The 24,102-nt window shown below is 70.9% G+C and carries 21 protein-coding genes; 6 read left to right on the top strand and 15 right to left on the bottom strand.

Going from position 1 to position 24,102, the window contains the following annotated elements:
- Positions 1–4: 4 nt before the first annotated feature.
- Entirely contained in the window at positions 5–562 is a 558-nt protein-coding gene (locus tag H9I49_RS18730; RefSeq protein ID WP_188031910.1) for a Rieske (2Fe-2S) protein, read from the bottom strand.
- A complete protein-coding gene (gene uvrA, locus H9I49_RS18725) occupies positions 559–3,696 on the bottom strand; it encodes an excinuclease ABC subunit UvrA (RefSeq protein ID WP_188031909.1) in 3,138 nt (1,045 codons plus the stop codon). The genes H9I49_RS18730 and uvrA overlap by 4 nt, the downstream gene beginning before the upstream one ends.
- A 105-nt stretch (positions 3,697–3,801) precedes the next feature.
- Here uvrA and H9I49_RS18720 point away from each other — a divergent pair, with 105 nt between their 5' ends.
- Genes H9I49_RS18720 through H9I49_RS18710 form a run of 3 tightly spaced genes read left to right on the top strand, consistent with a single transcriptional unit; the run spans position 3,802 to position 7,000 of the window.
- The gene (locus H9I49_RS18720) at positions 3,802–5,625 is read left to right on the top strand and encodes a glycoside hydrolase family 15 protein (RefSeq protein ID WP_188031908.1); all 1,824 of its coding nucleotides are present in this window, start codon (positions 3,802–3,804) and stop codon (positions 5,623–5,625) included.
- Positions 5,612–6,313: a maleylpyruvate isomerase family mycothiol-dependent enzyme gene (locus H9I49_RS18715; protein WP_188031907.1), complete on the top strand. Its 702-nt coding sequence runs from the start codon at positions 5,612–5,614 to the stop codon at positions 6,311–6,313. Before H9I49_RS18720 ends, H9I49_RS18715 begins: the two co-directional genes overlap by 14 nt.
- A gap of 33 nt (positions 6,314–6,346) precedes the next feature.
- Positions 6,347–7,000, top strand: a complete 654-nt coding sequence (locus H9I49_RS18710) for an MBL fold metallo-hydrolase (protein WP_188032235.1) — start codon at positions 6,347–6,349, stop codon at positions 6,998–7,000.
- Positions 7,001–7,109: 109 nt separating this feature from the next.
- Here H9I49_RS18710 and H9I49_RS18705 read toward each other — a convergent pair whose 3' ends face one another.
- The 3 genes from H9I49_RS18705 to H9I49_RS18695 all read right to left on the bottom strand — a co-directional run bounded on the left by H9I49_RS18705 (position 7,110) and on the right by H9I49_RS18695 (position 10,637).
- Positions 7,110–8,513, bottom strand: coding sequence for a sensor histidine kinase (locus H9I49_RS18705; protein WP_188031906.1), 1,404 nt, complete (start codon positions 8,511–8,513; stop codon positions 7,110–7,112).
- Between the two features lie 18 nt (positions 8,514–8,531).
- On the bottom strand, positions 8,532–10,190 hold the full coding sequence (locus tag H9I49_RS24600) for an FAD-dependent oxidoreductase (RefSeq protein WP_188031905.1): 1,659 nt from the start codon (positions 10,188–10,190) through the stop codon (positions 8,532–8,534).
- Between the two features lie 135 nt (positions 10,191–10,325).
- Positions 10,326–10,637 (bottom strand): hypothetical protein, encoded by a 312-nt coding sequence (locus H9I49_RS18695; protein ID WP_188031904.1) that lies wholly within the window; start codon positions 10,635–10,637, stop codon positions 10,326–10,328.
- Positions 10,638–10,808: 171 nt separating this feature from the next.
- Between H9I49_RS18695 and H9I49_RS18690 the strand changes: the two genes are divergently transcribed.
- Genes H9I49_RS18690 through H9I49_RS18680 form a run of 3 tightly spaced genes read left to right on the top strand, consistent with a single transcriptional unit; the run spans position 10,809 to position 13,873 of the window.
- Positions 10,809–11,579 (top strand): C40 family peptidase, encoded by a 771-nt coding sequence (locus H9I49_RS18690; protein WP_223128919.1) that lies wholly within the window; start codon positions 10,809–10,811, stop codon positions 11,577–11,579.
- The gene (locus H9I49_RS18685) at positions 11,576–12,451 is read left to right on the top strand and encodes an EamA family transporter (RefSeq protein ID WP_188031902.1); all 876 of its coding nucleotides are present in this window, start codon (positions 11,576–11,578) and stop codon (positions 12,449–12,451) included. Before H9I49_RS18690 ends, H9I49_RS18685 begins: the two co-directional genes overlap by 4 nt.
- 48 nt (positions 12,452–12,499) lie before the next feature.
- Positions 12,500–13,873 (top strand): MFS transporter, encoded by a 1,374-nt coding sequence (locus tag H9I49_RS18680; protein WP_188031901.1) that lies wholly within the window; start codon positions 12,500–12,502, stop codon positions 13,871–13,873.
- A gap of 75 nt (positions 13,874–13,948) precedes the next feature.
- Here H9I49_RS18680 and H9I49_RS18675 read toward each other — a convergent pair whose 3' ends face one another.
- From H9I49_RS18675 to H9I49_RS18630, 10 genes are all read right to left on the bottom strand, one after another.
- Entirely contained in the window at positions 13,949–15,052 is a 1,104-nt protein-coding gene (locus H9I49_RS18675) for a TerC family protein (protein WP_188031900.1), read from the bottom strand.
- 200 nt (positions 15,053–15,252) lie between these two features.
- Positions 15,253–15,618, bottom strand: coding sequence for an MmcQ/YjbR family DNA-binding protein (locus H9I49_RS18670; RefSeq protein WP_188031899.1), 366 nt, complete (start codon positions 15,616–15,618; stop codon positions 15,253–15,255).
- A complete protein-coding gene (gene uvrB, locus H9I49_RS18665) occupies positions 15,615–17,729 on the bottom strand; it encodes an excinuclease ABC subunit UvrB (RefSeq protein ID WP_188031898.1) in 2,115 nt (704 codons plus the stop codon). The genes H9I49_RS18670 and uvrB overlap by 4 nt, the downstream gene beginning before the upstream one ends.
- A 39-nt stretch (positions 17,730–17,768) precedes the next feature.
- Positions 17,769–18,152: a YciI family protein gene (locus H9I49_RS18660; RefSeq protein WP_188031897.1), complete on the bottom strand. Its 384-nt coding sequence runs from the start codon at positions 18,150–18,152 to the stop codon at positions 17,769–17,771.
- Positions 18,153–18,227: 75 nt separating this feature from the next.
- Positions 18,228–19,277 (bottom strand): biotin/lipoate A/B protein ligase family protein, encoded by a 1,050-nt coding sequence (locus H9I49_RS18655; RefSeq protein WP_188031896.1) that lies wholly within the window; start codon positions 19,275–19,277, stop codon positions 18,228–18,230.
- Positions 19,278–19,340: 63 nt separating this feature from the next.
- Positions 19,341–20,543: a dephospho-CoA kinase gene (gene coaE / locus H9I49_RS18650; RefSeq protein ID WP_188031895.1), complete on the bottom strand. Its 1,203-nt coding sequence runs from the start codon at positions 20,541–20,543 to the stop codon at positions 19,341–19,343.
- 35 nt (positions 20,544–20,578) lie between these two features.
- The gene (locus tag H9I49_RS18645; protein ID WP_188031894.1) at positions 20,579–21,040 is read right to left on the bottom strand and encodes a PPOX class F420-dependent oxidoreductase; all 462 of its coding nucleotides are present in this window, start codon (positions 21,038–21,040) and stop codon (positions 20,579–20,581) included.
- A 2-nt stretch (positions 21,041–21,042) separates the two neighbouring features.
- Positions 21,043–21,759 (bottom strand): TetR/AcrR family transcriptional regulator, encoded by a 717-nt coding sequence (locus H9I49_RS18640; RefSeq protein WP_255524101.1) that lies wholly within the window; start codon positions 21,757–21,759, stop codon positions 21,043–21,045.
- Between the two features lie 267 nt (positions 21,760–22,026).
- Positions 22,027–22,905 carry a glycerophosphodiester phosphodiesterase family protein gene (locus H9I49_RS18635; RefSeq protein WP_188031893.1) on the bottom strand — a complete coding sequence of 293 codons (879 nt, stop codon included), beginning with the start codon at positions 22,903–22,905 and terminating at the stop codon, positions 22,027–22,029.
- Position 22,906: 1 nt separating this feature from the next.
- A complete protein-coding gene (locus H9I49_RS18630) occupies positions 22,907–24,007 on the bottom strand; it encodes an ABC transporter ATP-binding protein (protein WP_188031892.1) in 1,101 nt (366 codons plus the stop codon).
- Between the last annotated feature and the right edge of the window lie 95 nt (positions 24,008–24,102).

Genomic DNA, 24,102 nt, shown 5'->3' with positions numbered 1-24,102 from the left:
TGCCTCAGCTCACCGTGAAGGTGTCTCCGGTGACGGTGACCGTCTTGGCCGTCAGGCCCTGCTCGGCCGGGCCGGACAGACGGGCGCCGGTCGTGAGGTCGAAGTGGCTCCCGTGCGACGGGCACACGAGCTGGCCGTCCTCGACCGTCCTGACAGGGTTCTGCTGGTGTGGGCACGTCATGTCGAAGGCCTTGAGGACGCCGGCCTTCGGCTGCGTGACGATCGTGCTCGTGTCGGGGTAGAACGCCGCTCCGCCGATCGGAACCTCCGAGACCGGGGTGCCACCCGCGCCGGTGCCCGCCGCGGCCCCGCTCGTCGAGGTGGCTCCGGCCGAGCTCGCCGCGGGCGACGAGGATCCGGCGGTGCCGGAGGACTGGGAGACGCTCGGGAGGGGCGGGCTGCTGCACGCGGCGAGGGCACCCGCGCAGAGCGCGAACCCGCCCGCGCGCAGGATCGAGCGTCGGTCCGCGATGAAGACGACCCGATCGGTGGAGCGCTCGCCTGGGACGCCGGACGTGCTGCCGGTCGGCTCGGTGGTGCTGGACTGGGTGGGCTCGGTCATGCGTTCCTCTTCCGGGTCGTGGCGGATGACCTCGTCTTGCTCACGGTCGTGCTCGACGTGGTCTTCTTCGCGGCGGCAGTGGTGGCACCCCCTCGTGCGCGACCGCCCGCCTTCGTCGACGCCACTGTGCGGCCCGTTCCTGTGCCCGGCCCGTCAGCGCGCTGTGAGCCCGTGGTGCCCTGCTTCGACGACCGACCGCGCGTCGTGCTGCGGGTCGTCGTGGAAGTCTTCGTGCGGGTCGTCGTGCGGGCGGTGCGCTCGAGGATGGGTCGCAGGAAGCGACCGGTGTGGCTCGCCTCGACGTCGGCGACGTCCTCGGGAGTGCCCTCGGCGATGACAAGGCCGCCGCCCGAGCCGCCCTCGGGTCCCAGGTCGACGATCCAGTCGGCGTTCTTGATGACGTCGAGGTTGTGCTCGATGACGATGACGGTGTTGCCCTTGTCGACGAGGCCCTGCAGCACGTCGAGGAGCTTGCGGATGTCCTCGAAGTGCAGACCGGTGGTCGGTTCGTCGAGGACGTAGATGGTGCGTCCGGTGGATCGCTTCTGCAGCTCGCTCGCGAGCTTCACGCGCTGGGCCTCACCACCGGAGAGGGTCGGGGCGGGCTGACCGAGGCGCACGTAGCCCAGGCCGACGTCGTTGAGGGTCTTGAGGTGGCGCGAGATCGCGGGGACCGCCTCGAAGAAGGTCGCGGCCTCCTCGATCGGCATGTCGAGCACGTCGGCGATGGTCTTGCCCTTGAAGTGCACCTCCAGCGTCTCGCGGTTGTAGCGGGCGCCGTGACACACCTCGCACGGGACGTAGACGTCAGGCAGGAAGTTCATCTCGATCTTGATCGTGCCGTCACCGGAGCACGCGTCGCAGCGCCCGCCCTTGACGTTGAAGGAGAACCGGCCCGGCTGGTAGCCGCGGATCTTGGCCTCCGTCGTCTCGGCGAAGAGCTTGCGCATGTTGTCGAAGACGCCGGTGTACGTGGCTGCGTTCGATCGTGGCGTGCGTCCGATCGGGCTCTGGTCGACGTGCACGACCTTGTCGAGCTGGTCGAGGCCCGTGACGGTCTTGTGCCGCCCGGGGACGTGGCGCGCGCCGTTGAGCTTGTTGGCGAGGACGTTGTAGAGGATGTCGTTGACGAGCGTCGACTTGCCGGAGCCGGAGACGCCCGTCACGGCGACGAGATTGCCCAGCGGGAAGCTCACGGAGACGTTCTGGAGGTTGTTCTCACGCGCGCCGGTCACGGTGATCTGGCGGCCGTCGTGGCCCCGGCGCACGTCGGGCGTCGGGATCTCACGGCGACCCGAGAGGTACATGCCGGTCAGCGAGTCGGGGTGCTCGAGCAGGCCCTTGACCGGGCCGGAGTGCACGACGTGGCCGCCGTGCTCGCCCGCACCCGGGCCGATGTCGACGACCCAGTCGGCGGTCGCGATGGTGTCCTCGTCGTGCTCGACGACGATGAGGGTGTTGCCGAGGTCGCGCAGGCGCGTCAGCGTCTCGATGAGTCGGTGGTTGTCGCGCTGGTGCAGCCCGATCGAGGGCTCGTCGAGGACGTAGAGGACGCCCACGAGACCCGACCCGATCTGGGTGGCGAGGCGGATGCGCTGCGCCTCACCTCCCGACAGCGTGCCCGCAGGCCGGTCGAGCGAGAGGTAGTCGAGGCCGACGTCGAGGAGGAAGCCGAGCCGCGCGTCGATCTCCTTGATGACGCGCTCGGCGATCTGCTGCTCGCGCGAGGTGAAGTCGACGGTGTCGAGGAAGCCGGCGGCCTCGCTGATGGCGAGTGCGCAGACCTCCGAGATGTTCTTGCCGCCGACGAGCACGGCGAGCGACTCGGGCTTGAGGCGCGCGCCCCGGCAGACCGGGCACGGGACCTCGCGCATGAAGCCCTCGTAGCGGTCACGGCTCCAGTCGGAGTCGGTCTCGGAGTGGCGCCGCTTGATGAAGGGCACGACGCCCTCGAAGCCCGTCGTGTAGGACCGGTCGCGGCCGTAGCGGTTCTTGTAGCGGACGTGGACCTTGTAGTTCTGGCCGTGGAGCAGGGCCTCCTTGGCGCGCTCGGGCAGGGCCCGCCAGGGCACGTCCATCGAGAACTTCATGTCCTCGCCGAGAGCCTCCATGACGCGCTGGAAGTACTCGGCCGAGCCGGAGCCCTGCGCCCACGGCTGGATGGCGCCCTCGGCGAGCGACAGGTCGTCGTCGGGCACGACGAGCTCGGGGTCGACCTCGAGCTCGGTGCCGATGCCGGTGCAGGTGGGGCAGGCACCGAACGGCGAGTTGAACGAGAAGGACCGCGGCTGGATCTCGTCCATGCCGAGGGGGTGGTTGTTGGGGCACGCCATCTTCTCGGAGAACCGGCGCTCGCGTTCCTTGTCCTTCGCGTCGCGGTCGACGAAGTCGACGATGACGACTCCGCCGGCCAGGCCCAGCGCGGTCTCGACCGAGTCGGTGAGCCGGCGCTTGGACCCGGCGTCGTCACCCTTGGCGACGAGGCGGTCCACGACGACCTCGATGGTGTGCTTCTTCTGCTTCTCGAGCGCGGGGGGCTCGGTGAGGGAGACGACCTCGCCGTCGACACGAGCGCGCGAGAAGCCCTTGGTCTGCAGCTCGGCGAAGAGGTCGACGAACTCGCCCTTGCGGCCCTGCACGACCGGGGCCAGGACCTGGAAGCGCGTGCGGTCCTCGAGCGTGAGGAGCTGGTCGACGATCTGCTGGGGCGACTGCCGCGTCACGGGTTCGCCGCAGACCGGGCAGTGCGGCCTGCCGGCGCGGGCGAAGAGCAGGCGGAGGTAGTCGTAGACCTCGGTGATGGTGCCGACGGTCGAGCGCGGGTTGCGGTTCGTCGACTTCTGGTCGATGGACACCGCCGGCGAGAGTCCCTCGATGAAGTCGACGTCGGGCTTGTCCATCTGCCCGAGGAACTGCCTGGCGTACGCGGACAGGGACTCGACGTAGCGGCGCTGACCCTCGGCGAAGATCGTGTCGAAGGCGAGGCTCGACTTGCCCGACCCGGAGAGCCCGGTGAAGACGATGAGGCTGTCACGGGGGAGGTCGACCGACACGTCGCGCAGGTTGTGCTCGCGCGCGCCGCGGACGACGAGGGAATGGGCGTTGCCGGTGGGCGTAGCAGTCACGCGCAACATGCTAGGTGGGGTCGCCGACAGTACCCTCATCGGCGGCGGGCGGAGACGACACGGACGGGGCGGGGCGCAGCACTTCCGGCCCGGCGGAACGGCATACTCGCAGTCATGAGTGAGCACGTGCCCACCCCGATCGAGGACTACGCCATGCTCGGCGACCTCGGCACGGCCGCCCTCGTGAGCCGGCGCGGCTCCATCGACTGGTTGTGCCTGCCCCGCTTCGACTCGCGCGCATGCTTCTCGGCGCTGCTCGGCACGCCCGAGCACGGCCGGTGGCTCATCGCGCCCGTCGACGAGGACGCCGTGACCACGCGCCGCTACGTCGGTAACTCGTTCGTGCTCGAGACGACGCACGAGACCTCGACCGGCCGGGTCAAGGTCACCGACGTCATGCCGCTCGGCGACGGCCGGTCCGACGTCCTGCGCCGCGTCGAGGGGCTCGAGGGAACGGTGCGGATGGTCCACGAGTGGACGGTGCGGTTCAACTACGGCCGCACCCGCCCCTGGGTCATGCGCGACACCGAGGACCTCGAGGGACGCACCGACGAGATCATCACGGCGATCGCGGGCCCCGACATGCTCGTGCTCCGTGGCGCCAGGCTCCCACATGCCCAGGACGGTCACCACGTCGACGAGTTCGACGTGTCGGCCGGCGACGTGCTGACGTTCTCGACCACGTGGTTCCGCAGCCACGAGCCCATCCCGCCGCCGCTCCGCATCCGCGCGCGCATCCTGGAGACGATCGCGCTCAGCGAGGAGTACGCGGCACGGAGCCACTACACCGGCCCGTACGCGTCGACCGTCACCCGCTCGCTGCTCGTGCTGCGCGCGCTCACGCACCAGGCGACGGGCGGCATCGTGGCAGCCGCCACGTCGTCGTTGCCCGAGGAGTTCGGGGGCGAGCGCAACTGGGACTACCGGTTCTGCTGGCTGCGCGACGCCGCGCTGACTCTCGAGGCGCTGCTCGGCTGCGGCTACGTCCAGGAGACCGAGCTGTGGCGGGCCTGGCTGCTGAGGGCCGTCGCCGGTGACCCCGAGGACATGCAGATCATGTACCGCGTCGACGGCGGACGTGACCTCCCCGAGCGGGTGCTGAGCCATCTCCCGGGGTATGCCGGGTCGCAGCCCGTACGTGTCGGCAACGCCGCCGTGGACCAGCGGCAGACGGATGTGCTGGGCGAGGTGATGATCTCGCTCGACCACGCCCGCTCGCGGGGGCTCGAGGACAACGACGACTCGTGGTACCTCCAGCGCGCCCTGGTCAACCACCTCGCGAAGCACTGGGAGGAGGCCGACAACGGCCTGTGGGAGGTCCGTGGCCCGCTCCGGCACTTCACGCACTCCCGGGTGATGGTGTGGGCGGCCTTCGACCGGGCCATCCGCGCCGTGGAGCGCTACGGTCTCGAGGGCCCGGTGGACGAGTGGCGCGAGCTGCGTGACCGGGTGCGCGAGGAGGTCATGGAGAAGGGCTTCAGCGTCGAGAGGAACACGTTCGTCCAGCACTACGACACGACGGAGGTCGACGCCTCGCTCCTGACGCTGTCGTCGGTCGGGTTCGTCGACGGCGACGACCCGAGGATGCTCGGCACCATCGCCGCGGTCGAGAACGACCTGCTGCGCGACGGCCTCGTCATGCGCTACCGCACCGAGACCAACGTCGACGGGATCTCCGGTGACGAGCACCCCTTCCTGGCCTGCTCCTTCTGGCTCGTGACCGCCTACGCGAAGGCGGGTATGACGACGCAAGCCACCGAGCTGATGGACCGCCTCGTCGGCCTCACGAACGATGTCGGCCTGCTCTCGGAGGAGTACGACCCGATTGGCGAGCGCATGGTGGGCAACTTCCCCCAGGCGTTCTCGCACCTGACCCTCGTCGGGGCCGCGCTGGCCCTCGAGAAGGCGACCGGAAAGGCCACCCATGAAGCACGCTGACGTGACGGCCGAGCTCGTCACCGCCGAGACGGAACGGCTGCTCGCCACCGCGGCCAGCTTCCGCAACGACGCCGTCCTCGCACCGTCGCTGTGCGAGGGCTGGTCGCGCGGCCACGTCCTGTCGCACGTGGCCCGCAATGCCGACGCGCTCGCCCGGGTGTGCGACGTGGCCCTGACCGGCACCCCCGACACCATGTACGACGACGCCGAGGCCCGCGATGCCGACATCGCCCGCGGTGCCCGCCGGTCGGCGGACGACCAGGCGACGGACATCCGCGACAGCGCCGCGCGTCTGGCCGAGCGGCTCCAGGCCCTGGGACCGGAGCACGCCGAGGTGCGGGTCGAGCGGACGCCGGGCGGGTTCCCGATCGAGGTCCGGATGGTCCCGTTCATGCGGCTGCGCGAGGTCGTCTACCACCACGTCGACCTCGATGCCGGATACACGTTCGCGGGCGCCCCGGCCGAGGTCGTCGCCCTGTTCCTGCGCGACGCCGTCAACCGCCTGACCCACGACGACAACCCGCCGTCGATGCGCGTCAGGACCACCGAGGGCGACGACTACACGGTGGGCGACGGAACGACCCGGGTCTCGGGCGCGCGCGCCGACGTGCTGATGTGGCTCGCCCGAGGGAGCACCGACGGCGTCGAGTTCGACGGCCCGGTCCCGACCCTGCCGTTCGGAGGCTGACCCGTGACCGGCTCGCAGACGTCCGACGGTTACATGGGCCACGCCACCCCGGGCGGGCCGGCACAGGTGCGCGAGCTGCCCGGACTGATCATCCGCAAGCTGTCGGTGGGCTCGTTCGACAACAACGCCTACCTGCTGACATGCCGCGCGACGGGACGCCAGCTCCTCATCGACGCGGCCGCCGAGGCCGGGCGCCTCCTCGACCTCGTCACCTCGGGCGGCGAGGGGCTCGAGACGGTGGTGACCACGCACCAGCACCACGACCACGTGGGGGCGCTGGCGGAGGTCGTGGCCGCGACTGGCGCCCGCACGGTCGCCGGCACGGACGACGCGGACGCCCTGCCGGTCGATGTCGACGTGCGCGTCGGCCAGGGTGACACCGTCGATGTCGGCGACGTGACACTCGACGTCGTCCACCTGCGCGGCCACACGCCGGGCTCGATCGCGCTGGCCTATGCCGACCCCGGGGGCCACACCCACCTGTTCACGGGCGACAGCCTCTTCCCCGGCGGCATCGGCAACACGAAGAACCCCGGCCAGAGCTTCGACTCACTCATCGAGGACGTCACGACGCGCGTCTTCGACGTCTACGACGACGCCACCTGGTTCTACCCCGGCCACGGCGACGACTCGACCCTCGGGGCGGAACGCCCGCACCTCGACGAGTGGCGCGCTCGCGGTTGGTGAACCGCTCGCCGGCCATGCGGCATACGCCAACTGCGCCCCTGCGGACTTCGCGCGCCCCGAACGGCCGCCACCCAGACGCCAGCTGCGCCCCGGCGGACTTCGCGCGCGGTCAGGGGCCGGTCGGCGTCGGCGAGGTGATCGGCAGCCGCACGCGGAAGCGCGTGTCCCCCGGCCGCGACTCGACCTCGATCGTGCCCCCGTGGCGGTCGACGACGATGCGTTGTGCGATGTCGAGTCCGAGGCCGGTCCCGCGACCGACGTCCTTCGTCGTGTAGAACGCCTCGAAGGCACGCTGCTGCGCCTCGGGGCTCAGGCCCACGCCGGTGTCGCGGACCTCCACGAGGACCGCGTCGCCGTCGCGCCGCGTCCGCACCGTGAGGGTGCCCGAGCCCTCCATCGCGTCGACGGCGTTGTCGACGAGGTTGGTCCACACCTGGTTGAGCTCACCGGGCAGCCCGTCGACGAGGGGTACGTCAGTCCCCCAGTCGCGCACGACCGTGACGCCCTCGCGCAGCCGCGGGCCCATGACCAGCAACGTGCTCTCGAGACCTTCACGGACGTCGAGCCGCTGGTGTGACGCGCGGTCCATCTGCGAGTACGTCTTGATGCCGGCGACGAGCTCCGACACACGACGCGTCGACTCGCGGACCTCGGCGAGCAGCGCCGACACGTCGATGGTGCGCGCGACCCACCCGAGCGAGGCATCGAGCGCGTCAGGCGCGGTCGCGGCGGCCGCGCGCTCGAGCCACGCCACGTCGGCCCCGGCCGACACGAGCGCCGGCGCGAGATCCCACGGCTTGTCGACGCCGGAGCGTTCGAGCCAGTCGCCCAGCACTTCCTCGCGATCTGCGGTCTCGAGCGGATCCGCAAGCGCCGTCGGCGGCTTCAGCTCGCGGCGCAGCGCGTCGAGCTCGTTGAACTGCGCCGCGGTCACCTCGCTGACGGCCATGTGCCGAAGTGAGTCGAGCAGGCCGTCGCAGGCCCGTTCGAGCTCCGCCGCCGACCGAGTGGCTGCGGCTGCCGGGTTGTTGATCTCGTGGGCGAGACCAGCGGCGAGCGTGCCGAGGGTGACGAGCCCGTTGCGCTGGCGCGCCGTGGCCTCGATCGACCGCGCCGTCCCGTAGAGGCCGGCGACCAGGTGCGCCGCGAAGGGGAACCACTCGTTGGCGAGCTCGTGGAGCCGCTCGGACGATACGCGCAGTAGGCGCCCGGCCGTCACGCCGCGTGCGGTGGCGAGGTAGACGCCCTGCTCGTCCCAGGCGCGGAAGCCGCCCGCCCAGCGGCCCGGGACGTCCATCCGGCCGACGACGACGTCCTCGCGCCCGATGTGCCGCGAGAGGTCGAGCGCCCCGTCGACGAGCACCCACCAGTCGTCCGCGTGGTCGCCTTCGCGAAACACGACCTCGCCCGGGATCACCGGCTGCTCCGCCCCGTCGGCGAGCAGCACCGCGAGCTGGTCGTCGCGGAGACCGTCGAACAGCGGGACCTTCCGTAGGTCGGCGAGGTCGAGCATGCACTGTCCTCTCTGACGTCAGATCGTGGCGAGGTACCGGTGGACGAAGTACACCGACATCGACCCCTCGCCGACCGCCGAGGCGACGCGCTTCATCGAGTCGGAGCGCACGTCACCGGCCGCGAACACACCGGGCAGGCTGGTCTCGAGCGCGAACGGGGGGCGGGACAGGGACCAGCCGCCGGCGTGCGGGCCAGTGACGAGGTCGTGCCCCGTGACGACGAAGCCGTGGTCGTCACGAGAGACGTCGGACCCGAGCCAGTCCGTGCGGGGCGAGGCCCCGATGTAGACGAACAGCCACGCCGCCTCGACCAGGGTCGTCGCGCCGGTGTGCCTGTCGGCGAGAGTGAGCCGCTCGAGATGTCCGTCGCCGTCGGCGCCGACGACCTCGGTGCGGCACAGCACCCGGATCCGGTCGTCGGCGCGGATCCGCTCCACGAGGTACTGCGACATGCTCGCCTCGAGAGAGTCGCCGCGGACCAGCAGCGTGACGCGCCGGGCGAACCTCGCGAGGTTGAGCACAGCCTGCCCCGCGGAGTTCGCGGCGCCGACGACGTAGACCTCGTCGCCCTTGCAGGCGGCGGCCTGGGCGGCGTTCGAGCCGTAGTGCACCCCACGCCCGGTGAGGGAGTCGACCCCGGCTGCCTCCAACCGCCGGTACGCGACGCCGGTGGCCAGCACGATGCTGCGGGCCTCGATGTCGTCGGAGCCCTCGAGCCGCACCGCGCGAACCGGGCCGCGGGACTCCAGCGCCACCACGTCACGGGCCAGCACCATCTCGGCGCCGAACCGTCGCGCCTGCGCGATGGCCCGCTGCGCCAGGTCGGACCCCGAGAGCCCGCGCGGGAACCCGAGGTAGTTCTCGATGGCCGCGCTCTGGCCGGCCTGACCCCCGGGAGCGTCGTGCTCGACGATGACGGTGCTCAGTCCCTCGGACGCGGCGTAGACCGCGGCGGCGAGACCGGCCGGACCACCACCGACGATGCAGAGGTCGTAGAGGTCGCGCTCGGCCCGGGTCCGCAGGCCGAGGGCCGTCGCGACCGCGACCGTCGTGGGTGCCCGGAGCGTCTCGCCGTCCGGCACGAGGACCAGCGGAAGGTCGTCCGGCTTCGCCTGGGCGAGGTCCCGCAGGCGGGCACCTTCCTCGTCGCGCTCGACATCGAGCCACACGTACGGCACGTGGTTGTTCGCGAGGAACGCCTTGACGAGCTGGCTGCCTTCCGACCACCGGTCGCCGACGACGCGGACGTCGTTGGTCTCCTCCGGATGAGCGTTGCGCCAGTCCGAGAGCAGGTCGTCGACGACGGGGTACAGCCGGTCCTCTGGCGGGTCCCACGGCTTGAGCAGGTAGTGGTCGAGGCCGATGTCGTTGATCGCCGAGATGGCGACGTCGGTGTCGGCGTACGCCGTGAGCAACAACAGCTTCGCGTCCGGGGCGTCGACGCGCACCCGGGCGAGCAGCTCGATGCCGGTCATGCCCGGCATCCGCTGGTCGGAGGCGACGAGCGCGACCGACTGGCCGCGCAGGACGAGCCGGCCGACGACGTCGAGCGCCTCGGCCCCCGAGCCGGCGCGCACGATGCGGTAGTCCGCGCCGTAGCGCGCCCTGAGGTCCCTGGCGATCGCGGCGGAGACCGGCGCGTCGTCGTCGACCGTGATGATGGCCGGTCTCGTCACGCCCTCAGACTACGAGCGAGCGGGCTCCGCGGGGCCGCACTCGCGAGGTTCGCCGCGATGTCGCCGGCCCGCACACCACACCAATCGGACAAGCCGGACGCGGCGTGGTCACAAAGGCCCACCGGCCGAGCCGACCTACTGGGCGCCTTCGAGCGACTCCTGGGGCTCGAACTCGGCGATGAGCGACTCGAGCTCGGACCTCACGAAGTCGAGGTCGGCCGAGACGTTCGTCACGAGGATGTGGCGCCTCGGGTTGTTCGCCACCGAGAGACCGACGCCGAGCCGTGACTGGCCGTGACGGTCGCGCCAGGCCCGCTCGAGCCGCGGTCCTCCCGTCCAGTCGACCGGGGCGTGGAGCCAACCCTGTACGTCGACGAGGTCGCCGTCCGGGCCGTGCCGACGGTTCTTCGGCGGGTCGAATCCTTCTAGGGTGATTCGCTCTTCCATACCTCTGAAGGTACGGCCACCGACGCGCACGGGCCAGCACCTCGGCCCGGTCCACATCGACTCGGCAGGTGAGTGCCAGCGGAGTGTCAGGAAGCCCAGCCGGCGCCTCTGAGCGGCAACGGCGCCCGCCGGCGTGAACGGTGACGCGGGCGTGGTGCGAGGATGGCGAGCGTGAGCTCGACCGTCACCGCCACCCATCGTGTCCGCGTCCCCGTGACCACCATCTGGTCCACCCCCGGGAGCCCCCGTCCCGTCGATGCTCCCGTCGTCGCCGACGAGCCGGACGTCCTCCGGTGGCTGGCCGCTCTCGACGCGAACAGCGCGGACGACGAGTCCGGCGACGGACGGCTGGGGTTGCACGGCAGGGTCGAGTCGCAGCTGCTCCTCGGCGAGCCGGTGACCGTCACCGAGACGGACTCGTCCGGGCGGTGGTCTCACGTCGTCGCGCCGTGGCAGATCTCGCCCAAGGACGACCGCGGCTACCCCGGATGGGTGGTCACTGCGCACCTCGAGACGCTCCCGGTCGCGGCCGACGTGGGGTGGCCCGGACGGGAGCCGGCATCTGCGGACGGAGACGAGCACCCCGCCATCACGGAGGCACGGCGCCACATCGGCCTGCCGTACCTCTGGTCCGGACTCTCGCCGCTCGGGTTCGACTGCTCGGGCCTCGTGCTGTACGCCTGGCGCCGGCTGGGCGTGGTGGTGGCGCGTGACGCCTACGCGCAGGCCGACTTCGCTGCGCCGGTCGACCTCGACGACGTGCACGCGGGCGACCTGTACTTCTTCGCCCGCCCCGGCCGACCCATCCACCACGTCGGCATCGTCGTCCGTCCCGGCCGCATGGTCCACGCGTCCGAGACCGGCAGCGTGCTGGTCGAGGAGGACCTTTCCGCGGAGCGCCTCACGACCCTCGTCGCCGCCGGCCGCCTGCCGATGCCGTGAGCGTGGACCGTCGAACGGCTCCTCTGCTGGTCCTCGGCGGCGTCGTCTCGGTCCAGTTCGGCGGTGCCTTCGCGGCCACGCTCGTCCCCCGGATCGGTGCGCCGGGCTCCGTCCTGCTGCGGCTCGTCTTCGCCATGGTCATCCTCTACGCCGTTGCCCGCCCGTCGTGGCGCCGGCGCAGCCGCCGGGACTGGGGCACGGTCGTCCTCTTCGGCCTCGTCCTCGGAGCGATGAACACCTCGTTCTACGCCTCGCTCGCGCACCTGCCCCTCGGGGTCGCCGTCACCGTCGAGTTCCTCGGACCGCTCGGCCTCGCGGCCGCGCTCAGCCGACGAACGCGCGACGTCCTCGCCGTCGCCGCAGCAGCACTCGGCGTCGTCCTCGTGTCCGGCGTCCTGCACACGTCGTGGGATCGTCTCGACCTGGTCGGGGTCGGGCTCGCCGCCCTGGCCGGCGTCCTGTGGGCCGCATACATAGTCCTCAGCCAGCGCACCGGTCGCGCCTTCGGCGGCCTCGACGGACTCGCCCTGGCGCTGATCGTCTCGTCGGTCGCGGTGACGCCGCTCGGGCTTGCCTCGGTGGACGAGTGGACGCCAGGGGACGTTGCGCTCGGGCTCGGCATCGCCATCCTCTCGTCCGTGCTGCCCTACTCGCTCGAGCTCGTCGCGCTGCGCCACCTCGCGCAGCGCGTCTTCGGGATCCTGCTCAGCCTCGAGCCCGTCCTCGGCGCCCTGGCCGGGTTCGTCGTCCTCCGGCAGGTGCTCGACCGCTGGCAGGTCGCCGGCATGGTGCTCGTCGTGCTCGCCAGCCTCATCGTGCTCGGCGCCCAGGCGCGTCCCGAGTCCCCCGACGCCGCCCTCGGACCCGGCTGATGACGTCCGGCTTGACCTCAGGTCGACTCGAAGTTCTAGCGTCTGCCCATGACCTCGAACACCATGAGAGCTGAGCCCACGAAGCCCGACCTCGAACCGCCCGGTGGACTGCTGTCGCCGACGCTGCGGGCCACGACGATCGGTGTCCTCGCCCTCGTCTCGCTGCACGCGTTCGAGGCGCTCGCGCTGACGACGGTGATGCCGACGATCGCCCGCGACCTCGACGGCGCCTCGCTCTACGCCATGGCGTTCACGGCGACCCTGGCGGCCGGCATCGTGAGCATCGTCTGGTCGGGCAACCTGGCCGACCGGCGTGGGCCCCGGCCACCCTTGCTGCTCGGCCTGGTCCTCTTCGCGGCCGGGCTCGTCGTGGCGGGGCTCGCGCCGGACATGGTGGTGCTCGTCGTGGCCCGCGTCGTCCAAGGGCTTGGCGCCGGAATGACGAGCACCGCGCTCTACGTCCTCGTGACGCGCGTCTACCCGCAGCGCCTGCACACCGCGATCCTCGCAGGCTTCTCGGCGGCGTGGGTCGTCCCCTCGATCGCGGGTCCGTTCGTGGCGGGCCTCATCGCGCAGACGATCGGCTGGCGGTGGGTCTTCGGGCTCGCGCTCGTCGTCCTGCTGGTCGCCGCCGTGCTCCTCGGCCGGATCATCGCCGGACTGCGCCAGGACCTCGTCGACGTGCCCTGGCGGTGGCGCTCGATCGCCGCATCCGTCGTGCTCGCCGTCGCCGTCCTCGGCCTCAATGCCGTCGCGGACCGGCTCGACCCGTTCGGGGTCACGCTCGCGATCCTCGCTCTCGTCGTCGTCGGACTGACCCTTCTGCCGCTGACCCCGCGCGGCACGTTGCGCGCGGCCCGAGGGCTGCCGACCGACATCGCCCTGCGAGCCCTGGCGTTCGCGGCGTTCAGCGGCGCCGAGGTCTACCTGCCTCGGCTGCTCACCGATCGCGACGGCCTGAGCCCGAGCCTCGCCGGCATCGCCCTCACCGTCACGGGCGTCGCGTGGTTCGTCGGGTCGTGGGTGCAGGGCCGATGGGACCGGCGGTTCGAGATCGGGCGGACCGCGTCCGCGTCGCTCGCGGCGATGACGCTGACCCTCGGTGGGCTCGCACTCGCGGTCGCCCTGGGCGCACCGACCTGGGTGCTGGTCGCGACGTTCCCGGTGCTCGGCTTCGGCATCGGGACGCTCTACCCCAGGGTCACCGCGCAGGCCCTCTCCCGCGCCGAGTCGACCGAGCAGGGCTTCGTCAGCTCGGCGCTCCAGATCGGCGACTCCGCTGGGGCGGCCACCGCGATCGCCCTGTCGGCCATCGTCTTCGCGGCGGCGGGCTCTGCTCTTCCCGGCGCGTACGTCACGGTGTTCGCCGTCATGGCGGTCCCGGCCGTCGTCGGCTGGCTCGCCGCGCACCGCGTACGCTGACGCGGCCAGGCCGCTGCGACAGCCGTGAGCGCCCGCCGACCCAGGGGTCGACGGGCGCTCAGAACGGCAGACGGCTCAGAGGGGGTCGTTCGTGCGCGCGCGGGCGGCGGAGGCGCCGCGGCCTGTGGCGCCCGTCTCGTCGCGTGAGGCATCGGGCGTCGAAGCGTCCGGGCCTTCCACGGCGCTCGTGCCGGTGGCCGCCTCGAGTGCCGCGTCACGGCGCGACTTCCAGAGGCTGGCGACCGTCGTGACCCCGAGGATGACGACGATGGCGCCGAGCGACACGGAGATGGGGATGTCCGGCACGCCGTGGATCGGCTCGCCGCCGTTGACGAACGGCAGGTTGTTCTCGTGCAGCGCGTGCATGACGAGCTTGACGCCGATGAAGGCGAGCAGGACCGCCAGGCCGATGCTGAGGTAGACGAGCTTCTTGAGCAGGCCACCGATGAGGAAGTAGAGCTGGCGCAGACCCATGAGGGCGAAGATGTTCGCCGTCAGGACGAGGAACGGCTCCTTCGTCAGACCGTAGATGGCCGGGATCGAGTCCAGCGCAAAGAGCAGGTCGGTCGTGCCCAGCGCCAGGATGACGATGAACATCGGCGTGACGAGCCGCTTGCCCTTCTCGAGAACCGTGAGGCGGGTGCCGTTCCACGCCTTCGTCGCCGGGAAGCGCTTCTCGACCCAGATCAGGAGCCGGTTCTCGTGGTACTCGTCGTCGTCGCTCTCGCCGCCGGTCGCGAGCTTGACGGCGGTGTAGATGAGGAACGCGCCAAAGAGGTAGAAGACCCAGGCGTACGCGTTGATGACGACCGCGCCGAGCGCGATGAAGATGCCGCGCAGCACGATCGCGATGATGATGCCGATCATCAGGGCGGACTGCTGCAGCTTCTGCGGCACCTTGAAACTGGCCATGATGAGCAGGAAGACGAAGAGGTTGTCGACCGACAGGGAGTACTCGGTCAGCCAGCCGGCGTAGAACTCACCGGCGTACTGACCGCCCCACTCGAACCAGACGAACAGTCCGAAGAGCACGGCGGCGGCGACGTAGAACGCCAGATGGCGTCCGGCCTCGCCCATCGTCGGGACGTGTGGTCGTCGCGCGATGACGAACACGTCGAGAAGCAGGAACACGGTCATCAGACCGATCGTGAGGAACCAGCCCCAAGCTGGAACGTTCATGGGCACAACCTTCCGGTCACCAGATCAGTAACCGGAGGTCTCTCCCGCCCTGACCCTGCGGGCCGGGACCGACGGGACCGGGAGCGGCGGTGAGACCCACTCCGTGATGACGAGCCCGTCGTTTCGGGGATACTCCCCTCCGTGAACGCCTGAGTGTTTCACCCGCAGGGGTCAAGCCTCAAGTCGGTCCCGTCCCCTGGTCACGACGGCCGCTTGCCGCGGGGCAGGCCTGCGACGACGATCTCGTACGACGTCTCCAGCGCCTCGAGCAGCTCGTCCTCGGGGATCGCCCCACCGACCCGCAGGGTGTTCCACCCGTGACGGCCGATGTAGGCCATGACGGAGGCGTCGTCGGGGTAACGGTGCAACCACTCGTCGGCCTCCTGGCGGGTGCGTGCGCTCTTGACGCCGATCGACTCCCCGCCGAGGAAGACGAAGATCTTGTCGCCCACCTTGGCGACCGCGTCGCCCTCCCACGGCGAGTCCTCCCAGGCGCCGGGCAGGGCGAGCGCAGCCGCCCGCAGGCGACCCGGGACGCCCGGGTCGGAAGAGCGCCGCGCCGTCATCGGGTGGCGGCGCTCATCTGCCGCAGCTCCTTCTTGAGGTCTCCGATCTCGTCGCGCAGGCGCGCCGCGAGCTCGAAGTGCAGCTCGGCGGCGGCCTGGTGCATCTGCGTCGTCAGCTCCTGGATCAGGCCGGCGAGGTCCGCGGCCGCCATGTCGGCCGGGCGGTTGGTGGAGCCACCCGCGGAGACGCCGACGTCGGCCGCCATCGCGCCACGACCGGCACCGCTCTTGCCGCGCGACTGCATGCGCCCGGACCCGAGCAGCTCCTGGGTGTCGGCGTCCTCACGCTCGAGCAGGTCGGTGATGTCGGCGATCTTCTTGCGCAGCGGCGTGGGGTCGATGCCGTTCGCGGTGTTGTAGGCGACCTGCTTCTCGCGGCGACGGTTCGTCTCGTCGAGAGCCTGCTCCATCGAGGGCGTGACCTTGTCGGCGTACATGTGCACCTGGCCCGACACGTTTCGCGCCGCACGACCGATGGTCTGGATGAGCGACCGCGCGGAACGCAGGAAGCCCTCCTTGTCGGCGTCGAGGATCGACACCAGGGAGACCTCGGGGAGGTCGAGGCCCTCACGCAGCAGGTTGATCCCGACGAGCACGTCGAAGACACCGGTGCGCAGCTCGCGCAGCAGCTCGACGCGACGGAGGGTGTCGATGTCGCTGTGGAGGTAGCGGACCCGGATGCCCTTGTCGAGGAGGTAGTCGGTCAGGTCCTCCGCCATCTTCTTCGTCAGGGTCGTGACAAGGACGCGTTCGTCGCGCTTCGTGCGCTCCTGGATCTCGTGCATGAGGTCGTCGATCTGCCCCTTGGTCGGCTTGAGCACGACCTCGGGGTCGACGAGGCCCGTCGGCCGGATGATCTGCTCCACCGGCGGACCCGACTTGGCCAGCTCGTACTCCCCCGGCGTGGCCGACAGGTAGATGGTCTGGCCGATGCGCTCCAGGAACTCCTCCCACTTGAGCGGCCGGTTGTCCATGGCGCTCGGCAGCCGGAAGCCGTGCTCGACGAGCATCCGCTTGCGCGACATGTCGCCCTCGTACATCGCACCGATCTGGGGCACGGTCTGGTGTGACTCGTCGAGGACGAGGAGGAAGTCCTCGGGGAAGTAGTCGAGCAGGCAGTTCGGGGCCGAGCCGGCAGTGCGGCCGTCGATGTGGCGGCTGTAGTTCTCGATGCCGTTGCAGAAGCCGACCTGCCGCATCATCTCGACGTCGTACGTGGTCCGCATGCGCAGTCGCTGGGCCTCGAGGAGCTTGCCCTGCTTCTCGAAGAGCGCGAGCTGGTCCTCGAGCTCGAGCTCGATGCCGCGGATCGCTCGCTCCATGCGCTCGGGGCCGGCGACGTAGTGCGACGCCGGGAAGACGTACATCTCCTGCTCCTCGTTGACGACCTCACCGGTCACCGGGTGCAGCGTGTAGATGCGCTCGATCTCGTCGCCGAAGAACTCGATGCGGATCGCGAGCTCCTCGTAGACGGGGATGATCTCGACGGTGTCGCCGCGCACCCGGAACGTGCCCCTCGTGAACGCGAGGTCGTTGCGGGTGTACTGCATCTCGACGAACCGGCGCAGCAGGTCGTCGCGCACGATCTCCTGGCCCACCTTGAGCCGGGCCATCCGGTCGACGTACTCCTGCGGTGTGCCGAGGCCGTAGATGCACGACACCGAGGCGACGACGATGACATCGCGGCGGGTCAGCAGCGAGTTGGTGGCGGAGTGCCGCAGCCGCTCGACCTCGTCGTTGACCGAGCTGTCCTTCTCGATGTAGGTGTCGGTCTGGGGGATGTACGCCTCGGGCTGGTAGTAGTCGTAGTAGCTGACGAAGTACTCGACCGCGTTGTTGGGCAGCAGCTCGCGGAACTCGTTGGCGAGCTGGGCGGCGAGCGTCTTGTTGGGGGCCATGACGAGCGTGGGGCGCTGCACCTGCTCGATGAGCCAGGCCGTGGTGGCCGACTTGCCGGTGCCGGTGGCCCCGAGCAGGACGGTGTCGGTCGCGCCCGCCTTGACCCGTCGCGCGAGCTCGGCGATGGCCGTGGGCTGGTCACCGCTCGGGGTGTAGTCGGAGATGACCTCGAAGGGTGACACGGTGCGCTGGAGGTCGGTCGTGGGACGCATGGCTCAACCGTACGTCGCACGACCGACAGCGCCCACCGCTCACTCCTCCCAGACGTGAGCCGGACGCAGCTCGACCGTGTCACCCGGGCCCGCGAACCGCGCAGCCAGCTCCTCGGCGCGCTCTCGGCTCGCGACGTCGAGCAGGAAGAACCCGGCCAGGTGCTCCTTCGACTCCGCGTACGGCCCGTCCGTCGCGACGGTGCCGCCGGCGTCCCACCGGTATAGCCGTGCCGACGCAGGGTCGCCCAGAGCCTCGCCGCCCTTGAGCTCACCGCTCGCCGACAGCTCCTCGAGCATCGCGTCGAAGGCGGCGCCGCTGCGCTCCCGCTCCTCCTGGGGTCGGGCTAGCGCCTCGGCGACGAAGTCACCCGTCGGGTGGCCCCAGGGCTGCGGGTTCGAGTGGATGAGGATGACGTACTTCATGGAAGGCTCCTTCGGTCGGGGCGGCCAGTCTGCCGCTTCGAAGGAGACGTCGGAGCCGCCGGCCCCGTCTCGACGTCACGGCACCCGGAGTGTCCACTCCGTCGTCGCGAACTTCTCGTCGACGAGTCGCTGCGCCTCGGCCAGCTCAGCCGCCGTGTAGTCGGCGTCCTTCGTGCGGTAGCGCCGCGCGAAGGACGCCGCGAACGACTCGAGGATCGCGGCGCGGCTGAGACCGGTCTGCGAGCGCATCGGGTCGACGCGCTTGTTCGCCGACTTCGTGCCCTTGTCGCTCATCTTCTCCCGGCCGATCCGCAGCACCTCGAGCATCTTGTCGGCGTCGATGTCGTAGGCCATCGTGACGTGGTGCAGCACGGCGCCGGAGACGAAGCGCTTCTGCGCGGCTCCGCCGATCTTGCCCGTGTCGCTCGCGATGTCGTTGAGGGGCACGAAGTGGGCGTTGACGCCGACGTCGGCGAGCGCACCGATGACCCACTCGTCGAGGAACGCGTACGACCTCTCGAAGCTCAGGCCCTCGACGAGCGAGGTGGGCACGACGAGGGAGTACGTGATGGTGTTGCCCGGCTCCATGAACATCGCGCCACCCCCGGAGACCCGGCGCACGACGTCGATGCCGTGCCGTGCCGCTCCGTCCGGGTCGACCTCGTTGCGCACCGACTGGAACGACCCGATGACGACGAGCGGGCTGTCCCAGTCCCAGAACCGGAGCGTCGGCGGACGCTCCCCGGATGCGACCTCGCGCGCGATGACCTCGTCGAGGGCGACGTGCATCGCCGGGTGCAGCACCCGCGCGGGGATGACGTCGAAGACATGGTCGTCCCAGCCGGTCGCCTTTCCGAGCGCGCGCCGGACGGCGATGCCGACGGCCTCTGCCGTGAAGCCGATCAGGGTGACGTCGTCGGCGAGCGCGCCGGTGACTGCCGCCGCGAGCTGGTCGACGCCGGCGTCGACGGACATCCCGGTCAGCGCCGCGTTGATGTCGTCGAGCGCCTCGTCCGGTTCGAGGAAGAAGTCGCCGGAGACGCTGGCCTCGGCCAGCCTCCCATCCTTCACCTCGACGTCGACCGCCACGAGCTTGCCACCGGGGACCTTGTACTCACCACGCATGTCACGCTCAACACCGAGGGCCACCAAGGTATGCCGCGAGCTGCCGTATGCCGGGTGGTGGGCTCAGCGGGGCTGCCATCCGGTGCGCGTGGCCCAGTCGGTCGCGCGATGCCACGCACCGTCGAACCACGGCTCCTTGGCCTCCACGTAGGCATCCGTCCTGTCGTCGAGGGTGATGAGGCGCAGCTTCTCGGCGGCGTACGCGTCCCGCTCACCCGGTTCGTGGACGAGCCAGTCCCGGAAGAGGAGCGCGAAACGCCAACCGGCAGAGCCGTGCTCGCGGACGTGGACGTGCACGACCTGCCCTGGGTCGCAGCCGCCCCAGAAGCGCTTGCTCCACTCCTCGCTCGGGGCACCCGTCGGGTGCGGGGTGTCGACCGTGTTTCCCTCGGAGAGGACGTAGCCGGCATCGCGCAGTGACGCACGCACGTCGTCGCGGTCGGCGTCGGCGAGGTCGCGCACCCCGACCTGGACGTCGATGACGTCCTTCGCCGCGAGGCCCGGGACTGCCGTCGACCCGATGTGCGACACCTCGGTCGCGACCCCCGAGCGGGCGAGGGCGGCGCCGATCCGCGCCACCAAGCGAGCGCCGCGTGCGTCCCAGTCGGCTCGGGGGGCGACGACGGCGGCACGGCCCGGCACGCGGCTGCGGCGACCCGCCACGAGGTTGTCCTCCCAGGGCGCGAGCCGCGACGTCCACAGCTCGTCGACGGCAGCGACGAGCGCCTCCGGCACGCCGGTGTTGTCGAGGACGACGTCGGCGACCGTTCGTCGCTGGTCGTCGGTGGCCTGCGCGGCGATGCGGTGCCGCGCGTCCTGCTCCCCGAGACCACGCTGCTCCACGAGCCGCTGCACCCGGGTCTCGACGTCGGCCTCGACGACGACGACGAGATGCTCGTGGACCCAGAGCCCGCGCTCGACGAGGAGCGGCATGTCGTAGACGGAGACCACGCCGTCCGGCACCTGCGCGCGTTGCGCCGCCACCCGCTCGCCGATCGCGGGCCCGGTGATGGCGTCGAGTGCCGCGAGGGCTTCCGGGTCGGGGAAGACGAGAGCCGCCAGCGCCCCCCGGTCGAGCGACCCGTCGGCGTGCATCACGTCGGGGCCGAAGCGTCCGCGGATGCGGTCGAGCGTGGGCTCCCCCGGCTCGACGACCGCGCGGGCGACCGTATCCGCATCGACGACGTGGGCGCCGAGCTCGGCCAGACGGCGCGAGACCGTCGACTTGCCCGACCCGATGCCTCCGGTGACTCCGACGCGCAGCACGTGGCCAGCCTAGGGGCCGCCACGCGGCCGGCTGCTCAGGCCAGCCGCGCCGGGAAGCCGCCCTTCGCGATGGGACCCCACCGGGTCGGCGTGATGCGCAGCAGCGACTTCCCCTGGTCGCGCATCGCCTGGCGGTACTCGTCCCAGTCGGGGTGCTCGCCCGAGATGGAGCGGTAGTAGCCGACGAGCGCCTCCACGGAGTCGGGCAGGTCGATGACCTCGCAGTCGCCGTCGACCTGCACCCACTCGCCGCCGAAGTCGTCGGACAGGACGAGGACGCTGACGGCGGGACGCCGTCGGGCGTTCGCGGTCTTGGCGCGCTCGGGGTAGGTCGAGATGACGATGCGGCCCTGCTCGTCGACGCCGCCCGTCACCGGCGACGTCTGCGGTCGGCCGTCGGCCCGCTGCGTGACGAGGACCATCGAGTGCCGCGGTCGCACGAAGTCGAGAAGCCCGTCGCGGTCGACAGCGGTGTTGGTCGCGATCTGACGGGGCATGATCAGTCCTCCTGGAGTGCGGCGTTCGTGGACGCTCCGACCGGAGCGGCGAGCTCGACGCCCGCGGCGGGTCGGACGCTGGCGCGGTCGAAGATGGCGACGAGCGCCTCGGCGAGCCATGCGGCATACATCGCGTGGGTCCACCCGCTGCGACGCACGAACCGGTCGTAGATCTCGGGTGCGGTCACGGTCCAGACGATGTCGATGAAGCGTTGCCGGTCGAGCTGCAGCGGCAGGCCGTGCGCTCGCTCGAGCGCGTTGAGCGCGTTGGTGTTACCGGCGCGGCGCTCGCGGTCGATGGTCGCGACGAAGTCCTGCAGCCCCACGTCCCCACCTGCGCCCTGGGCGAGGAGGACGCCGAGCAGGGGGCCCACGCGCTCGTAGATGGTGGCGCACAGCGCCGCGTACGCGCGCACGAAGCCCTCGCGGTCGGGTGCCTGGGACATGGCTCGGAACTCCGGACGGTCCTGCATCGCGACCGGTTCGTCGTCGCCGACGAGCATGACGTCGTAGACGGCCTTGACGACGGCGGCCTTGCCGCCGATCGCGTTGTAGACGGTCTGTGCACTCACGCCCGCGGACGAGGCGAGCTGGCTCACCGACATCGCGTGGTAGCCGTCACGGAGCAGCATCTCGCGTGCCGCGTCGATGATCCGGCGTCGTGTCGCGAGGGCCGCCTCTGCACGCGAGCGGTTGTCGTACGCCCGGTCTGTTGACATCCGTGCCCTTCGAAAAGCATCATGAGTTCGCTGGAACGGCGTTCTAGTGAATGGGTGGGGTCCAGGGGTCCCCACCCTGCTGCTGCCCTCGGGCGTCCGCAGCGCCGACACCGGCGACTGTCGACCGCACGAGTGTGCCACGAGCGCCCCGGCTCCCGGCCCCCAGGGGCATCTGAGGGGGAGCGAGGGGCCGGACCACGGGGATCCGGTCCCTCGCTGACCGGACCCGGGCGAGCGCTGCCTGGGTCGGCCGACTCGGCCGACCGCTCATGCTCCTGGCGCCAGCACCGCAAGGGCTCTGTCTGGGTAGTCCGACACGATGCCGTCGACGCCCGTCTCGGCGAGCTCCACCATCCGCTTCGGGTCGTTCACGGTCCACGGGAGCACGCTGAGCCCCAGCGCGTGCGCCCGGTCGACGAGCGCCGCGTCGACGAGCACGTGCTCGGGCGAGATGACGTGCGCTCCGACGGCCGCCGCCCCCTCGCACACCTCGTCGTGAGACTCCCCCACGGTGACACTGCCCGTCCACGGGCTGCCCGGCAGCCACGTCACGGACGCCTCGACGAGGGCCGAGCGCAGCACGTCCGGGGCGAGCTGCGCAGACAGCTCGAGCACCGACCAGTCGAAGGAGTGCACGAAGCACTGGCCCTCCAGACCGAGGTCATGAACGATCGACAGGACGCCCTCGACGAGCGCCTGGCGCTGGTCGGCTTCGCGCTGGTCCCGAGGGTCGACCTTGACCTCGATCGTCCACCACACGTCAGGGGCGCGCGCCAGCCCGTGTCGCAACACCTCGGAGAGGGTGGCGATCCGGGCCCCCGGCGACGTGCGTTGGCCGGGGAACCCCGGAAGGGCCCGGCTGCCGATGTCGACGGTGCGCAGCTGGGCCAGCGTCAGGTCCGCGACGCGCGCACCGATGAGGTCAGGACCTGTCGGAAGGCACTTGAGCGGCAGCAGGACGGGGTCGTGCCAGACGACGAGGTGGCCGTCCGCCGTCCGCCGCACGTCGAGCTCCACCCCGGTCACCCCGGCGCTGTAGGCCGCCGCGAAGCTCGCGAGGGTGTTCTCGACCACCAGCCCCTTGGCCCCTCGGTGGCCCTCGACGTCGAAGCGGCCCGACGCCCACGGGCCGGGGCGCGAGCTCATGTCAGGCCTCGATCCGATCGCCGGTCGACGCGTCGAAGACGTGCACCTCGCCCCGGTTCGGCTCGACGTGCACGACGTCGCCGACCGTGAGGTGAGTGCGCTTGTCGAGGCGGACCGTCACCCGGCCCGCCTCCTCACCGGCGCCTGCGGGCCGGCCGTAGACGAACGACTCGGACCCGAGCGACTCGACGAGCTCCACGTTGAGGGCGACCGCCGACCCGTTCGAGCCGCTCGTCGGCGACGCGACGACGTGCCACGACTCCGGGCGCAGACCGATGACGGCCTTCTCCCCCGCCTTCCCGGCGACGGCCCGGTCGAGGGGCACGGGAACCCCGTGCACGTGCGCCACGCCCTCGCGTACCTCTGACTCGACGAGAGTGATCGCCGGCGAGCCGATGAACGACGCGACGAAGGTGTTGACCGGGCTGTCGTAGAGGCGTTCCGGTGTGTCGACCTGCTGGAGCCTGCCGTCGCGCAGCACCGCGACCCGGTGGCCCATCGTCATGGCCTCGACCTGGTCGTGCGTCACGTACACGGTCGTGATGCCGAGGCGACGCTGCAGGCCCGCGATCTGTGAGCGCGTCGACACACGCAGCTTGGCGTCGAGGTTGCTGAGCGGTTCGTCCATGCAGAAGACCTTGGGGTTGCGCACGATCGCGCGCCCCATCGCGACGCGCTGGCGCTGGCCACCGGACATCTGGCCGGGCTTGCGGTCGAGCAGGGGCTCGAGCTCGAGGATCCTGGCGGCCTCGGCGACGCGCTGCCTCGTCTCCGCCTTGCTCACCTTCGCGTTGTCGAGCGCAAAGGCCATGTTCTGGGCCGCGGTCATGTTGGGGTAGAGCGCGTAGCTCTGGAAGACCATCGCGATGTCGCGGTCGCGGGCCCGTACGCCCTTCTGGTCGTGTCCGTCGACGAGGATCCGGCCGCCATCGACGGGCTCGAGGCCCGCGAGCATTCGCAGCGTCGTCGACTTGCCGCAGCCCGAGGGGCCGACGAGGACGAGGAACTCACCGTCGGCGATGTCGAGGGTGATGCCGTCGACCGCCGGGGCATCGTCCTTGGAGAACCGACGAGTCGCCTCGTCGAAGTACACGGTTGCCATCGATGGCCTCTCGGGTCGTTCTGGTCAGTGCGTACACCGTCTGGCGGACACGAGCGGGTGCCCGCCGGACGGCATACGGCCGGGTCGTGCTGGTC

The organism is Terrabacter sp. MAHUQ-38, assembly GCF_014518425.1.
In the GTDB taxonomy this organism is placed as follows: domain Bacteria; phylum Actinomycetota; class Actinomycetes; order Actinomycetales; family Dermatophilaceae; genus Terrabacter.
Note: the sequence above shows the minus strand (reverse complement) of the source record. Positions and strands in the feature narration are given on the sequence as shown.

Coding starts and splice junctions, on each gene's coding strand:
- H9I49_RS18730 (WP_188031910.1), bottom strand. CDS start 562: ATGACCGAGCCCACCCAGTCCAGCACCACCGAGCCGACCGGCAGCACG.
- uvrA (WP_188031909.1), bottom strand. CDS start 3,696: ATGTTGCGCGTGACTGCTACGCCCACCGGCAACGCCCATTCCCTCGTC.
- H9I49_RS18720 (WP_188031908.1), top strand. CDS start 3,802: ATGAGTGAGCACGTGCCCACCCCGATCGAGGACTACGCCATGCTCGGC.
- H9I49_RS18715 (WP_188031907.1), top strand. CDS start 5,612: ATGAAGCACGCTGACGTGACGGCCGAGCTCGTCACCGCCGAGACGGAA.
- H9I49_RS18710 (WP_188032235.1), top strand. CDS start 6,347: ATGGGCCACGCCACCCCGGGCGGGCCGGCACAGGTGCGCGAGCTGCCC.
- H9I49_RS18705 (WP_188031906.1), bottom strand. CDS start 8,513: ATGCTCGACCTCGCCGACCTACGGAAGGTCCCGCTGTTCGACGGTCTC.
- H9I49_RS18695 (WP_188031904.1), bottom strand. CDS start 10,637: ATGGAAGAGCGAATCACCCTAGAAGGATTCGACCCGCCGAAGAACCGT.
- H9I49_RS18680 (WP_188031901.1), top strand. CDS start 12,500: ATGACCTCGAACACCATGAGAGCTGAGCCCACGAAGCCCGACCTCGAA.
- H9I49_RS18675 (WP_188031900.1), bottom strand. CDS start 15,052: ATGAACGTTCCAGCTTGGGGCTGGTTCCTCACGATCGGTCTGATGACC.
- H9I49_RS18670 (WP_188031899.1), bottom strand. CDS start 15,618: ATGACGGCGCGGCGCTCTTCCGACCCGGGCGTCCCGGGTCGCCTGCGG.
- uvrB (WP_188031898.1), bottom strand. CDS start 17,729: ATGCGTCCCACGACCGACCTCCAGCGCACCGTGTCACCCTTCGAGGTC.
- H9I49_RS18660 (WP_188031897.1), bottom strand. CDS start 18,152: ATGAAGTACGTCATCCTCATCCACTCGAACCCGCAGCCCTGGGGCCAC.
- H9I49_RS18655 (WP_188031896.1), bottom strand. CDS start 19,277: ATGCGTGGTGAGTACAAGGTCCCCGGTGGCAAGCTCGTGGCGGTCGAC.
- H9I49_RS18645 (WP_188031894.1), bottom strand. CDS start 21,040: ATGCCCCGTCAGATCGCGACCAACACCGCTGTCGACCGCGACGGGCTT.
- H9I49_RS18640 (WP_255524101.1), bottom strand. CDS start 21,759: ATGTCAACAGACCGGGCGTACGACAACCGCTCGCGTGCAGAGGCGGCC.
- H9I49_RS18635 (WP_188031893.1), bottom strand. CDS start 22,905: ATGAGCTCGCGCCCCGGCCCGTGGGCGTCGGGCCGCTTCGACGTCGAG.
- H9I49_RS18630 (WP_188031892.1), bottom strand. CDS start 24,007: ATGGCAACCGTGTACTTCGACGAGGCGACTCGTCGGTTCTCCAAGGAC.